This window comes from Janthinobacterium sp. GW823-FHT06H09 (genome assembly GCF_058794735.1).
The window spans coordinates 66988-79796 of record NZ_JBXAHC010000010.1; the positions used below are offsets into that span (position 1 = coordinate 66988).

Genomic DNA, 12809 nt, shown 5'->3' on the forward strand with positions numbered 1-12809 from the left:
TGCCTTTACGTGCAGAGGGGCGGAGGGCATACGCCATCCGCCCCGGTGGGGTTGCCGTGTTGATGTGGATCAGAAGCCGAAGGCCGCCTTCAGCAAGTCAAACACCTTGGTGTTGTCCAGGGTGCCCTTGAAGGTCTTCGCGCCGGCGCCCGTGGCCAGCAGCTTGACGTCGCCGCCGCCATGGGTTTCGCTGGCCAGACGCACGCCTGTTTCTTGCAGGTAGTTGTCTTTCAGCGCCGTGGCGCTGTCGACGTTGCTGCGCAGGTCAGGGCGGTTCGGGCCATTGCCGAATACCAAAGTGGTGTAGGTGTTGCCATCGGCATCCTTGCTTGGCTGGTTATCCTTGTAGCCGCGGTTGATGTCGAGGATATTGTTGCCGCGCTTGCCGTAGCCGTTGAAGGCCAGCGTGTGGTCATGGTCGGCCGTGACGACGATCAGGGTATTGGCCAGGGTCGGGTCGGTTTCCTTGATCTTGGCGATGGCCGCCTTGATGGCGTCGTCGAAGGCGATGGTGTCCGTCAGCGCGCGCTTGGCATTGATGCCGTGCAAGGCGTGGTCGATGCGGCCGCCTTCGACCATCAGGAAGTAGCCGTTCGTGTTTTTCGACAGCAAGTCGATGGCTTTCAGCGTCATTTCCGACAGGCTAGGCTGGGTCGCGCCTTCGCCCAGCGGCGGCGTGGCCGTGCGGTCCAGTTCATATTCGAGGTGGCTGCGGGTGCTGTACAGGCCGATGAACTTCTTGCCGCTCGGCGCGGCCGCCATTTCCGCTTTCGTCGCGGCCACGGTGTAGCCCTTGGCGGCAAATTCCGTCAGCAGGTTGCGGCCATCGGCGCGGCCGTACTTGTTGCTCGTCGACCAAGGCGTGAAGTGGTTGCGGCCGCCACCCATCAGCACGTCGACGCCATCGCCGAGGGCTGCGTTGTAGCCGGCGCCGCCTGGCGCCGTTTGCGCGGCGATCGCGTATTGCGCATTGCGGTTGCAGATGTGCGAGAACGTCGTCGCCGGCGTGGCGTGCGTCAGTTCCGTGGTGGTGATGGCGCCCACGGCCTTGCCCTTGGCTTTCGCCAGTTCCAGGATGGTCGGCACGGTCTTGCCGCCGGCCGGGCAATTGTCCACGCCCAGGTTGCCGTTGGCATCGCGGCTCGGTTCCTTGGCGATCGTGTCCTGCGCCATCGAGATGACTTCATTGTTCATCTTGACGCCGGTCATGTAGGCGGCCATCGATGGCGCGCTGTCCGTCGTTTGCGCATCGTTCGAGAACGTCTTGATGCGCGCCGTGCGTTCCAGCGTATCCATGGTCAGGCTGCCGTCTTCGCCGTATTTGTAGATGCGCGACGCCGTCACGACGGACGGGCCCATTCCGTCGCCGAGGAAGAAGATGACGTTCTTCGCGTCGGCGGCGTAGGCGCTGGCGACGCTGGCGGCCACGAGCGTGGTCAGCAAGGAGAGTTTCAGGGCGGGTTTCAATGCGAGTTTCATGTGCTTGTCCAATTCTTGTCTCTTGGGGATTACAGACCGCCGGCGGTCTTGACCAGGCCGAATACTTTGGTGTTGTCGATGGTGCCCAGGAAGGTTTCCGAACCCTTGCCGATGGCGCCCAGGAAGACGTCGGTGCCGCCGTGGGTTTCATTGCCTGCCGTGGTGCGGATCACCGCTTCCTGGTGATAGGTATTGGCGCTGGTGACGGTTTCATCGAGGCTGGCCATGGCGGCGCGGCTCGATTGCGTGCGGTTTTCGCCATTGCCGAAGCCGATGATCGAATACGGTGCGCCGTCCAGGTCTTTCTCGACCGCGCCGGTGACGTAGTTCTTCACCACGCCCAGCACGCCAGGGTTGCCGGCAGCCGTCTTGCCCGTGCGCTTGGCGTAGCCGTTCAGCACCAGAGTATGGTCATGGTCGGCCGTGACGACGATCAGGGTATTGGCCAGGGTCGGATCGGTGAGCTTGGCTTTTTCGATGGCGGCCTTGATGGCGTTGTCGAACGCGACCGTGTCTTGCAGCGCCTTCTTGGCGGTCGTTTCGTGCAGCGCATGGTCGATGCGGCCGCCTTCGACCATCAGGAAGTAACCCTTCTTGTTCTTCGCCAGCACGTCCATGGCTTTGGTGGTCATTTCCGCCAGGCTAGGCTCCTTGGCCGCATCGCGGTCCAGGTCGTAACTCATGTGGCTGGAAGTGAACACGCCGAACAGACGGTCCGTCTTGGCCGGATCGACGGCCTTGAAGTCGGTGGCGTTGTTGGCGACCGTGTAGCTCTTCGCTTTCAGTTCGGCCACCAGGTCGCGGTCGTCGGAACGCTTGCCGCCGCTCTTGAATGGCGTAAAGAATTGCGCTCCGCCACCGAGGACCACTTCCAGGCCGGTGGTGCCCAGTGCGCTGTTGTAGCCCGTGCCGCCTGGCACCAGGGCCGCGGCGATATCGTTTTCCAGGTCGCGGTGGCAGATGTGCGCGTAGGTCGCGGCCGGCGTGGCGTGCGTCACGCGCGCCGTGCTGACGACGCCGGCGGCAAAGCCCTTGGCCTTGGCCAGTTCCAGCAAGGTGGTGGCGGGCGTGCCGTTGCCGGTGCCGCATTTGTTGACCAGCTTGTTGCCGTTCGCATCCGTGCCCGGATCGATGGCGACCGTGTTGGCCGACATCGAGATGACTTCATTGTTCATCTTGACGCCGGTCATGTAGGCGGCCATCGATGGCGCGCTGTCGGTCACTTGCGCGTCGTTCGAGAACGTCTTGACGAAGGCCGTTTCCGGCAGGGTGTCCATGGTCAGCGAACCGTCTTCGCCCACCGAATAGATGCGCGCGGCCGTCATGGTGGTCAGGCCCATGCCATCGCCGAGGAAGAAAATGACGTTTTTCGGCGGCGCTTCAGCCACTACCTCTTCTTTTTTTGCATCGCTGCCGCAGGCGGCCAGCATCAGGGTGATGGCGACGCTGCAGCCAGCGACGGAAATTTTTCTGCGTGTCATGTGGTTCATCCGGCTAGGTTTGAAAGAGCTAGCAAGATAGCAATCCAATGTGACACCCTCATGACGCTGTGACATGTTTTGTGACGGCGCCACACCGCCGCAGCGGCGTGGCTTTCGCGCACGTCTACGCCGGAAAAATACACCGTCGCATGCCCGACATCGGTAGATTGCATCGAAATAAGCAACAAACTATTGCGCTTTAACGGGTTTTTCTACCGAATCAAGCAACGTAAGATGCCGTCATCCCAATCATTTTGTGAAGGCAGATCATGTTCTCCAAATCCATCAGCAGCGTTCTTGTTTCCACCCTGTTTGCCGCCGGCGCCGCCTCGGCCGCCGCCAGCGCCCCCTTGACCCTGGAAGTCTTCAACCCGGGCGAAGCGGCGATTTTCCCCGTCGCTTCCGTGCTGGTGGCGGGCAAGCATGACGCCGTGCTGATCGATGCGCAGTTTTCGCGCGCCGAAGCGCAAAAGCTGGTGGAGAAGATCCGCGCCAGCGGCAAGAAACTGACGACGGTGTACATCAGCCATAGCGATCCCGATTTTTACTTTGGCCTCGACGTGATCAAGGCGGCGTTCCCGCAGGCAAAGATCGTCGCCACGCCGGAAACCGTGGCCGAGATCCGCCGCAAGGCTGACGCCAAGGTCGCCTACTGGGGGCCTATCCTGAAGGACAATGCGCCGCACGGCATCGTCATTCCCGAAGCCTTGAAAGGCAAGCGCATCAGCCTGGAAGGCCAGTCGCTCGATATCGCCGGCCCGACGCCAGCGCGCACCTATGTGTGGATTCCATCGATCAAGGCCGTCGTCGGCGGAGTCGTGCTGTTTGGTAACTTGCACGTGTGGACGGCCGATACGCAAAGCCTGCAATCGCGCCAGGACTGGCTCAAGACCCTCGACGGCATCGCGGCGCTGCAGCCCGTTACCGTCGTGCCTGGCCACTTCAAGGTCGGTTCGCCCCTGACGCCCGACAGCATCGGCTTTACGCGCGACTACCTGGTGACGTTTGAAGCGGAAACGGCCAAGGCCGCCAACTCGGCCGCCCTGATCGCCGCCATGAAACAGCACTACCCGCAACTCGGCCTCGATGGCGCTTTAGAAACGAGCGCCAAGGTGGCCAAGGGTGAAATGAAATGGTAAGCGGCAAGGCCGGCATGCCCACATTGCACTACATTTTCGACCCCCTGTGCGGCTGGTGCTACGGCGCGGCGCCGCTGGTCGAGGCGGCGCGCGCCGTGCCCGGCCTGACGGTGGCGTTCCACGGCGGCGGCATGATGACGGGCAGTAATCGCCGCCAGATCACGCCCGCCTGGCGCGGCTATGTGCTGCCGCACGACCGGCGCATCGAGCAAATGTCGGGCCAGCCCTTCGGCGACGCCTATATCAACGGCTTGCTGAACGACACGACGGCCATGATGGATTCCGAGCCGCCGATCACGGCCATCCTGGCGGCTGAATCGCTGGCCGGCAAGGGCCTGGACATGCTGCAGCGCGTGCAGCGCGCCCATTACGTGGACGGCTTGCGCATCGCCGACGTGCCCGTGCTGGTGTCCTTGGCGCAAGAGCTGGGCATGGACGGGGCCGCATTCGGGGCGGAATATGCCCGGCAGGCGGGCGCTGCCACGCAACAGCACATCGACGCCAGCCGGGCCCTGCTGGCGCAGGTGGGCGGGCAGGGCTTTCCCACGTTCGTGCTCGACGATGGCAGCGGCAAGCTGTCCGTGATCGATATCGGCGGCTTCCTGGGCCAGCCGGCGAAGTTGCAGGCGGAACTCGGCGGCGTGTGCGACGCTCACGGCTGTGCATTGTAAATAGCTATCGGTTCGATAAAATCAATTAGCTTTTCCTTTGTTGTTGACCTCGTTACACTAGGTTTCATCAGTCAACAACGAAGGAAAAGCAGTCATGAGCCAACAGCCGCCATTCAGTACCGCCTCGGGCATCCCCGTCGCCGACAACCAGAATTCCATCAGCGCCGGCCCCCGCGGCCCGCTGCTGCTGCAAGACTTTCACCTGATCGAAAAACTCCAGCATTTCAACCGCGAGCGTATCCCCGAGCGCGTCGTGCACGCCAAAGGCTCGGGCGCTTACGGCACCTTTACCGTCACGCACGACATTTCGCGCTATACCAAGGCCAAGCTGTTCAGTGAAGTGGGCAAGCAGACGGCCACCTTCGCCCGTTTCTCCACCGTCGGCGGCGAACGCGGCAGTGCGGATACGGAACGCGACCCGCGCGGCTTCGCCGTGCGTTTTTATACGGAAGAGGGTAACTGGGACCTGGTCGGCAACAACACGCCGATGTTCTTCATCAAGGACCCGATCAAGTTCCCCGATTTCGTCCACACGCAAAAGCGCGATCCGCAAAGCAACCTGAAATCGGCCGAGATGATGTTCGACTTCTGGAGCCATGCGCCGGAAAGCCTGCACCAGGTCACCATGCTGTTCTCGGACCGCGGCACGCCGGACGGCTACCGCCACATGGACGGCTTCGGCAGCCACACGTATAGCCTGATCAATGCGGACGGCCAGCGCGTGTACGTGAAATGGCACTTCAAGACGCGCCAGGGCATCAAGAATTTGCCTGCGGCGGAGGCGGGCCGCCTGGCCGGTGCCGATCCCGACTACGCCCAGCGCGACCTGTTCGGCGCCATCGAGCGCGGCGATTTCCCCCAGTGGGAAGTCAAGCTGCAGGTGGCGACGCAGGAGCAGCTCGATGCCTGGGAGCAGCGTACGGGCTGGAACCCGTTCGACCTGACGAAGGTGTGGCCGCACGCGGACTTCCCGCTGTTGCCCGTCGGTATTTTCGAGCTGAACCGCAATCCGGACAATTACCACGCGGAAGTCGAGCAGGCAGCCTTTTCGCCGGCCAACGCCGTGCCCGGCATGGGGTACTCGCCGGACAAGATGCTGCAAGGCCGCTTGTTCGCCTACCACGACGCCCAGCTGTACCGCGTCGGCACGAACCACCAGCATTTGCCCGTGAATGCGGCCCGCTGCCCCTTCCATAACCAGCAGCGCGACGGCGGCATGGCCATCCACAATGGCAGTTCTGCGCAGAATTACGCGAACGTGGCGGCGGCAGGCACGCAGCCGCAAGGGCTTGGCCATGGCGAGGGGGCGCTGGCGCTGGCTGGCGGCGCGGCCCGCTACGATGGACGCGGCGTGGAAGATGATTACACGCAGGCCGGCAATCTGTTCCGCTTGATGTCGGCCCAGGCCAGGCAAAACCTGTTCGACAACCTGGCCGGCCCCCTGAGTCAGGTGCGGCCGGAAACCTTGCAGCGTCAGCTCGCTCACTTCGACCAGGCCGATCCCGCCTATGGCGCCGGCGTGCGGGCCGCCTTGCAGGCCCGCGCCGCGGCACTGTAATTGTGTGTGGCAGGCGGAATAAGCTGGTTCCGCCTGTTTGATGCAGCACAAATGAGAGCTTATTAGAGCTTGATGCCAAATATTGCCGTATGGACATATTTGCCTTCCATGCGTAGACTTGTCGGTCTGATGATCGCGCCGCCTTCCTGGCGGCGTCCTGACTAGAAAGTCTTGCAATATGAATATGGCGAAGCTGTGCGTGCATGGGGACGACCCCACGCTCAAATCCATCCTCGAAGTCTTGCCTACCGATCCGGAGCGGCAATGGCGCAAGGGCGAGGCGAAGGGCGCGAATCGCGTGCATCTCGATTCCGGCTTCGACGTGCTGATCGCGCAAGCGCCCAAATCGCAAGTGTTGCCCTCGCGCATACGCAGCTACCTGGCCGAATGCCGTTCGCGCGGCGTGACGTTCACCATGCCGCGCATCGTGGCCGAGCTGCAACTGGAGCTGAATGGCGACGACACGGTCGACGCGCCGCTCGACTTGAGCCTGGCCGACATGCAGCACCTGACGGAAATGGGCATCAGCCTGAGCCTGGTGACGCGCTGCGCCGCAGCCTGATTCCCGTGTGACACGCAAAAAAATGGCCGCCCACCAACGGGCGGCCATTTTTCGTCATGGCTCGTCGAGCTCGACGGTGACCATATTGTCATCGGGCTTGCGGTCGATCAGCTTGTTGTCAGGATCGATGCCCGCCTTGCCGGGGCGGCTGCCGACGATGACGGTGTAGCTCGCTTCACGGGCCGTCATGCGCAGGCGTTCGCGCAGCAGCGGATGGCCATTCGCGTCGTCGACGCCGATCTCGATCCAGTCATGCAGCGGTGCGTCGTGTTCCTCGCCCTGTTCGCCGGCCGTCAATTTGCTTGCCTGCACCTTGATGGTGACGGCGTACTTGCCATCGCTGCGTTTCTTGGCCGTGGCCGACAGGGCGCGGTTGTCGAACAGCACGATTTTCTCGAACAGGTCGTCGATCAGGTAAGCCTGCTCGGGCGGCGTGACCTGGCGCAAGCCCTGGACCAGCGCCGTCACGCTCGCATACGGCGGGCCTTTCTGGCCGTAGGTCTTGAGCAGCTCGCGCAGCACGCCGTTGACCTTGTCTTCGCCGATGATGTCTTGCAGCAAGTACATGGCCAGGCTGCCCTTGTGATAGTGGATGTAGGCCTGGTTTTCATTCTCGGCCAGCGGCAATTCCTTCTTGCGTTCCTCGCTGCGCCCCATCAGGTATTGATTCAAGTCATAGCGCAGGAAACGGCGCATCTTGGCCGGTCCCACGGTCTTCTTCATCACCATCAGGGCCGAATATTCGGCCAGGGTTTCGCTGAGCACGGTGGCGCCCCGCGTATTGCCGCCCACCAGTTGATGCGCCCACCACTGGTGCGCCACTTCATGCGCCGTGATGTAGAACGGATAGTCGATGTCCTTCGGGTTCTTGTCGTCCACCTTGGCAATAAAACCCAGGCCTTCCGAGTACGGTATCGTGTTCGGGAACGATTGCGCAAACGTGGCGTAGCGGGGGAATTCGACGATGCGCAGGATCTTGTGCTGGTAGGGGCCGAAGTTCTTCGTGTAGTACTCGAGCGCTTCCTTGCTGCCGCGCACGAAACGCTCGAGGTTGTATTCATGGCCAGGATGGTAATACACGTCGATGGCCACGTCTTGCCAGCGCTCGTGCTTGACGGCGTAGCGGGCCGACTGGAACGCGTAGAAGTTCAGGATAGGCTGGTCCATCGTGTAATGGAAGTAATGGCGGCCCTTGGCGATCCAGTCGTTGTCCAGCATGCCCGGCGCGATGGCCGTCTGGCCGTCGACGGTGCTGACGGTGGCGTCAAAGTTGATGCGGTCGGCGTCGTTGCTGACGTAATTGTCGGCCAATCCCTTCGCATCGTCGCGCGGCAAGGCCCGTTCGCGCGCGGGCAAGCCGTGTTTCTTGCGGTCGCGCGGGTCCATCAATTCCAGCTGCGGCTGGTAACCGATGTGCGGCAGCACGGCATTCGTGAAGAAAGTGCCGTTGGCCACCACGGGCGTGTCCTGGCCCAGGCCGAAGATGCCGCGCGGCGCGTAGCGGATGTCGAAATCGAGGCCCAGGGTGGCGCCCGGCGCCAGCGGCGCGGCCAGGCGGTAGCTGTAAAAGCCCAGCTTGCCGTCATCGAGGCCGGGATGCACGCGCGTATCGAAACGCAGGCGCATGGTGGCGGTCGGGTCTTGTTGCACAAAAATGTGGCTGATCGGCAGGCTGGTCTTGTTTTGCAGCAGATAGCGGCCCGTGACGGCCAGGGTGCGCTGCGCCGGGTAGATGGCCACGTCGAGTTTCACGTCGGTGATTCTCGGCTGCGGCGTGGCGGCAAACTTGCGGTACTGGCGCTCGATGCTGGCGCGGTCCGCATCGCGGGAAAATTCGGACTGGTAATCGTTGGCCACGTGGAACACGTAAAACAGCACGCCGCCGGCGCCGACGAAGATCAGGGCGCCGACGGCAAAGCTGGCCAGCACGCCATGCGTGAGGCCATGGCGCGCCAGGCGCGGGCGGATGCGCCAGCTGTCCTGCGCGCCGCGGGGCCAGAACAGCAGCGACAGCACCGTCAGCATGACGGCCGCGCCGCTCCAGTACAGCAAGTACCAGCGCTCGCGCAATACAAAGTGGCCGGCGCCGTTCATGGCCGAATACACGACCTCCGGCGTGCTGCCGTACAGCAGCAGCGGGTCGCCCAGGCCCAGCGAGGAAAAGCTGATGCTGGCGATGTGGTACAGAATCATGGCGAAATACGCCAGGTATTTCTGATTGATCAGCACCTGCACGAAGATGGCCAGCACGGCGACCAGCGCATAGTAGGGCAGGTGCGACAGGAACAGCGATTCCACGTACAGGCCGGGGTCGAGGCGGTAATAGCCCTTGAAGACCTGAATCGACATGCCGCACAGCATGATGACCAGGCTTAGCAAGGCTTGCAGGCCGACCAGCGCACACAGTTTCGACAGCAGGGGCAGCCAGTTCGGCACGGGCAGGGCGTCGAGCATCAGATACGTGCCCGCTTCCCGTTCGCGCCACACCAGCTCGCCCGCGTAGAAGGTGGTAATGATCAGCATGAACAGGGCGAACGAGGCGCTGACCATGTCCAGCACCTTTTCCGTCACGGGATAGGTATTCGTGCCGTACATGGAACCCATGTCCAGCGCGCCCGCATACATGGTCAGCACGCCGGCCAGCACGATGACGACGAAATAGATGTTCTTGATGGTTTCGCGCAGGTTCAGCCAGCTCATCTTGACGAGCAGGACGGCCAGGTTGCGTTGCGCGAAGTCCGGTGTTTCCTGCGTGGACAGCGAAGCGTTCGACAGGCGCTGCGGCGCCTCGCCCTCGCTGCGGCGCCGGGTGGCGCCCGCGTCCGTCGTCGCGTGGAACTGGAAGCGCCAGTAGCCAAGCAGCAAGGCCACCAGGGCGAAGCCGGACCAGATGGCGCGGTTCAGCAGGTACACGCCCTCCAGGGTCACCAGGCGCGTGTTGCGTTCCGCGTTCGGCCAGTATTCCGTCAGGCGTATCAGCGCCGTGGTGCCGAAAGGGTCGATCAGGGCCGCCAGGGTCTTGTAGTCGAGGTCGCGCGCCAGCGACGGCGCCACCAGGTAGCCTATCAGCATGACCACCGAGCTGATGTACACGGGCAGCATGCGCCGCGTCAGGGCCGCGATGACGAAGAAGATGGCGCCGAAGATGAACAGGTTGGGTAGCAGGGTAAAGACGTAGGGCATCAGGTAGGCCAGCGCGCGTTGCGGCCCCAGCCGTTCGGGATCGATGCCGGGCAGCCAGGCGCCCAGCCAGGCACCGATCACGATGCTGGAAAACACCACCGCCAGCACCAGGTAGGCGCCGAGGAAGCGGCCGAAGACGTACTGGTATTTTTTGATCGGCGCGCTGAAAAAGAAATGCTGCATGCCGTACTCGAAATCCTGCTGCACCGAGCGGCCCATCATGGCGGCCACCACCACGGCGCCGAAGCAGCCCAGCAGGCTGCACGTGAACGCCAGCGAACGGGGGGCGTTGATCAGGAACTTGCCGCCGAAACTGATGCTCGCTTCCTTGAAGACGCCGCCGGCGGCGGCCATCCACAGCATGGCCAGCGCCAGGAACATGGCGAAATACACCCAGGTCGACAGCAGCTTGAGCCGCTGTCGCGCTTCAAAGCGGGCGATGGCAAACATGGCCGCCCCCTCAGTCGCATTGCGGGGCGACGCGGTGGCGCCCGGCGATGGTGGCGAAATACAGGTCTTCCAGGTCGCCGATGGCTTCCTCGAAGCCGTCGCCCGGGTCGTCGTCGCTGTAGACGTGGATCAGGGTGCGGCCCGACAGCAAGCGCGTGGAAATGACGGCGTGGCGCTGCTGGAAGCTGGCCAGTTCTTTCTTGTCGACGAAGCGCGCCCAGATCTTGCAGCTGACTTCATCGATCAGTTCCTGGGTCTTGCCGCACAGCAGCAAATGCCCCTTGTTGATGATGGCCATGTTGGCGCACAGGTCGGCCACGTCGGACACGATGTGGGTCGACAGGATCACCGTCTTGTCTTCGCCGATGTCGGACAGCAGATTGTGGAAGCGGACTCTCTCCTGCGGGTCGAGGCCGGCCGTCGGCTCGTCGACGATGATCAGTTTCGGGTCGCCCAGCAGGGCTTGCGCGATGCCGAAGCGCTGGCGCATACCGCCGGAAAAGCCGCCCAGGCGCTGGTGGCGCACGTCGAACAGATTGGTTTGCTGCAACAGCCCGTCGACGACTTCACGCCGGCGCGCCCGCTGCGACAAGCCTTTTAACATGGCGAAGTGGTCGAGCAGCTCGTAGGCCGTCACTTTCGGGTACAGGCCGAAGTCCTGCGGCAGGTAGCCCAGCATGCGGCGGATCTCGTCCTTGTCGTCGAGCACGTCGTAGTCGCCGAAGAAGATGGAGCCGGAATCGCATTCCTGCAAGGTGGCCAGGGTGCGCATCAGGGTCGACTTGCCGGCGCCATTCGGGCCCAGCAAGCCGAACATCCCGGGCGGTATCGTCAGCGAAACGTTGTCCAGCGCCACCACGCCATTCGCGTAGGTCTTCGACAATTTGCGGATCTGCAATTCCATACAACTCCTAACTCATGCGTTGCTGCCCGATGCGACAGGGCTACTCTATGCTGGCATTGTATTGAATTTAGGACGCACTGGGCAGTTGCATGCGATACACGGCATTTTCGCGTGCCCAGAGTGCAGTTGGCGAGGGCGGATGGCGGGCCGGTCCTGGTCTTGTCGGCCGCGCCACGAGAGTGTCAGTTACGGAACAAAACCGATTCCCGGTTAAACCACCAGCGGCACAGCATCAGCAGCGCGCCGGCGATCACCGTCGTCGAGGCCAGGATCACGCCGAACATGCGGTAATCCATGGTGCCTTTCACCAGTTCCTTCATGGCCAGCGACACGTTCGTCAGCGGCACCATGGCCCACATCCAGTTCAGCTCGACGCCGGGCAGCATGGCCGTCACCGTGGGCAGGATGACAAACAGCATCAGCGGCGTGATCATGCCGGCCGCCTCCTTGTAGCTCTTCGCGTAGATCGAGATCGACAGCAGCAGCGAGGCGAAGATGGCGGCCGTCGGCACCAGCATCAGGGTCACCATGGCCAGGTCGGGCAAGCCGATGCTGTGCACGAGGATGGCCATGTGGCCTTCCAGCGAGCTGCCGAAGATGGCCAGCAGGACGCCCATGCTGCCCACCATCAGCACGGCGGAGGTCATGCCCACCGTAAACAGCACGAGGAACTTGGCCAGCACGATGGCGCTGCGCGGCACGGGCGCCAGCAGCAGGGTTTCCAGCGTGCCCCGTTCCTTTTCGCCGGCGCCCAGGTCGATGGCCGGATACATGGCTGCCGTCAGACACACCATCAGCAGCAGATACGGCACCATGCCGCCGATGATGGCGCCCATCTGTTCGCGCTCGTTGGCCGTCGATTGCTTGTCGAGCACGATGGGATTGAGCGCATAGGCCAGCTGGGCAGGGCTCAGGTTCAGGGCGGACAAGGCCCCTTCGCGCAGGCTGGCGTTGTAGGCGTCGACGATTTCGCGCACGCGCTGGTGCGTCACGTCCACCGAGCTGGCGCTGTTGTAGTGCAGGGTCACCTTGGCTTGCGCCTGCTGCTTCAGCGCTTGTTCAAAATGCGGCGGGATGACGACGGCAAACTTGATGGTATCGTCGCCGATGGCGCGGCGGATGTCCGCCTCGCTGGCCAGCGGTACTTCGCGCAGGTTGTGCTGCTGCGCAAACCGCGCGCTCAGGCCCGGCGAATGGTCCTTGCCGAACAGCGCGTAGCGCAGTTCCGCCGTCTTGGCGTTCTTGAACATATTGCTGGAAACATAAGCGAAGCCGCCAAAGATCAGCGGCATGGCAAAGATGGGGATGAGGATGGTGAAAATCAGCGTCTTGCGGTCGCGCGTGAGTTCCAGCAACTCTTTCAGATAAATGGTCCACATGGC

9 protein-coding genes are annotated in these 12809 nt (G+C 62.8%); 4 read left to right on the forward strand and 5 right to left on the reverse strand.

What is annotated here, in order from left to right:
• Nucleotides 1-69: 69 nt before the first annotated feature.
• On the reverse strand, nucleotides 70-1479 hold the full coding sequence (locus AC1Q6X_RS18310) for an alkaline phosphatase (RefSeq protein WP_071653824.1): 1410 nt from the start codon (nucleotides 1477-1479) through the stop codon (nucleotides 70-72).
• A 29-nt stretch (nucleotides 1480-1508) separates the two neighbouring features.
• Entirely contained in the window at nucleotides 1509-2960 is a 1452-nt protein-coding gene (locus AC1Q6X_RS18315; RefSeq protein WP_099409856.1) for an alkaline phosphatase, read from the reverse strand.
• A 269-nt stretch (nucleotides 2961-3229) separates the two neighbouring features.
• Here AC1Q6X_RS18315 and AC1Q6X_RS18320 point away from each other — a divergent pair, with 269 nt between their 5' ends.
• From AC1Q6X_RS18320 to AC1Q6X_RS18335, 4 genes are all read left to right on the forward strand, one after another.
• On the forward strand, nucleotides 3230-4099 hold the full coding sequence (locus AC1Q6X_RS18320) for an MBL fold metallo-hydrolase (RefSeq protein ID WP_492498033.1): 870 nt from the start codon (nucleotides 3230-3232) through the stop codon (nucleotides 4097-4099).
• A gap of 14 nt (nucleotides 4100-4113) precedes the next feature.
• Nucleotides 4114-4770 (forward strand): DsbA family protein, encoded by a 657-nt coding sequence (locus AC1Q6X_RS18325; RefSeq protein WP_492498035.1) that lies wholly within the window; start codon nucleotides 4114-4116, stop codon nucleotides 4768-4770.
• 94 nt (nucleotides 4771-4864) lie between these two features.
• Nucleotides 4865-6328: a catalase gene (locus tag AC1Q6X_RS18330; protein WP_230506375.1), complete on the forward strand. Its 1464-nt coding sequence runs from the start codon at nucleotides 4865-4867 to the stop codon at nucleotides 6326-6328.
• Between the two features lie 178 nt (nucleotides 6329-6506).
• On the forward strand, nucleotides 6507-6890 hold the full coding sequence (locus tag AC1Q6X_RS18335) for a hypothetical protein (RefSeq protein ID WP_070222728.1): 384 nt from the start codon (nucleotides 6507-6509) through the stop codon (nucleotides 6888-6890).
• Between the two features lie 54 nt (nucleotides 6891-6944).
• On the opposite strand, the gene AC1Q6X_RS18340 is transcribed toward AC1Q6X_RS18335, so the two are convergent.
• From AC1Q6X_RS18340 to AC1Q6X_RS18350, 3 genes are all read right to left on the reverse strand, one after another.
• Nucleotides 6945-10523 (reverse strand): ABC transporter permease, encoded by a 3579-nt coding sequence (locus AC1Q6X_RS18340; protein WP_492498037.1) that lies wholly within the window; start codon nucleotides 10521-10523, stop codon nucleotides 6945-6947.
• A 10-nt stretch (nucleotides 10524-10533) separates the two neighbouring features.
• On the reverse strand, nucleotides 10534-11427 hold the full coding sequence (locus AC1Q6X_RS18345; RefSeq protein WP_046683456.1) for an ABC transporter ATP-binding protein: 894 nt from the start codon (nucleotides 11425-11427) through the stop codon (nucleotides 10534-10536).
• 182 nt (nucleotides 11428-11609) lie between these two features.
• A complete protein-coding gene (locus AC1Q6X_RS18350; protein ID WP_070222724.1) occupies nucleotides 11610-12806 on the reverse strand; it encodes an ABC transporter permease in 1197 nt (398 codons plus the stop codon).
• Nucleotides 12807-12809: the final 3 nt, after the last annotated feature.

What these genes read in the sequence shown, in the direction of transcription:
- AC1Q6X_RS18320 (WP_492498033.1), top strand. Translation starts at nt 3,230, where the DNA reads ATGTTCTCCAAATCCATCAGCAGCGTTCTTGTTTCCACCCTGTTTGCC.
- AC1Q6X_RS18340 (WP_492498037.1), bottom strand. Translation starts at nt 10,523, where the DNA reads ATGTTTGCCATCGCCCGCTTTGAAGCGCGACAGCGGCTCAAGCTGCTG.
- AC1Q6X_RS18310 (WP_071653824.1), bottom strand. Translation starts at nt 1,479, where the DNA reads ATGAAACTCGCATTGAAACCCGCCCTGAAACTCTCCTTGCTGACCACG.
- AC1Q6X_RS18315 (WP_099409856.1), bottom strand. Translation starts at nt 2,960, where the DNA reads ATGACACGCAGAAAAATTTCCGTCGCTGGCTGCAGCGTCGCCATCACC.
- AC1Q6X_RS18345 (WP_046683456.1), bottom strand. Translation starts at nt 11,427, where the DNA reads ATGGAATTGCAGATCCGCAAATTGTCGAAGACCTACGCGAATGGCGTG.
- AC1Q6X_RS18335 (WP_070222728.1), top strand. Translation starts at nt 6,507, where the DNA reads ATGAATATGGCGAAGCTGTGCGTGCATGGGGACGACCCCACGCTCAAA.
- AC1Q6X_RS18330 (WP_230506375.1), top strand. Translation starts at nt 4,865, where the DNA reads ATGAGCCAACAGCCGCCATTCAGTACCGCCTCGGGCATCCCCGTCGCC.
- AC1Q6X_RS18350 (WP_070222724.1), bottom strand. Translation starts at nt 12,806, where the DNA reads ATGTGGACCATTTATCTGAAAGAGTTGCTGGAACTCACGCGCGACCGC.
- AC1Q6X_RS18325 (WP_492498035.1), top strand. Translation starts at nt 4,114, where the DNA reads ATGCCCACATTGCACTACATTTTCGACCCCCTGTGCGGCTGGTGCTAC.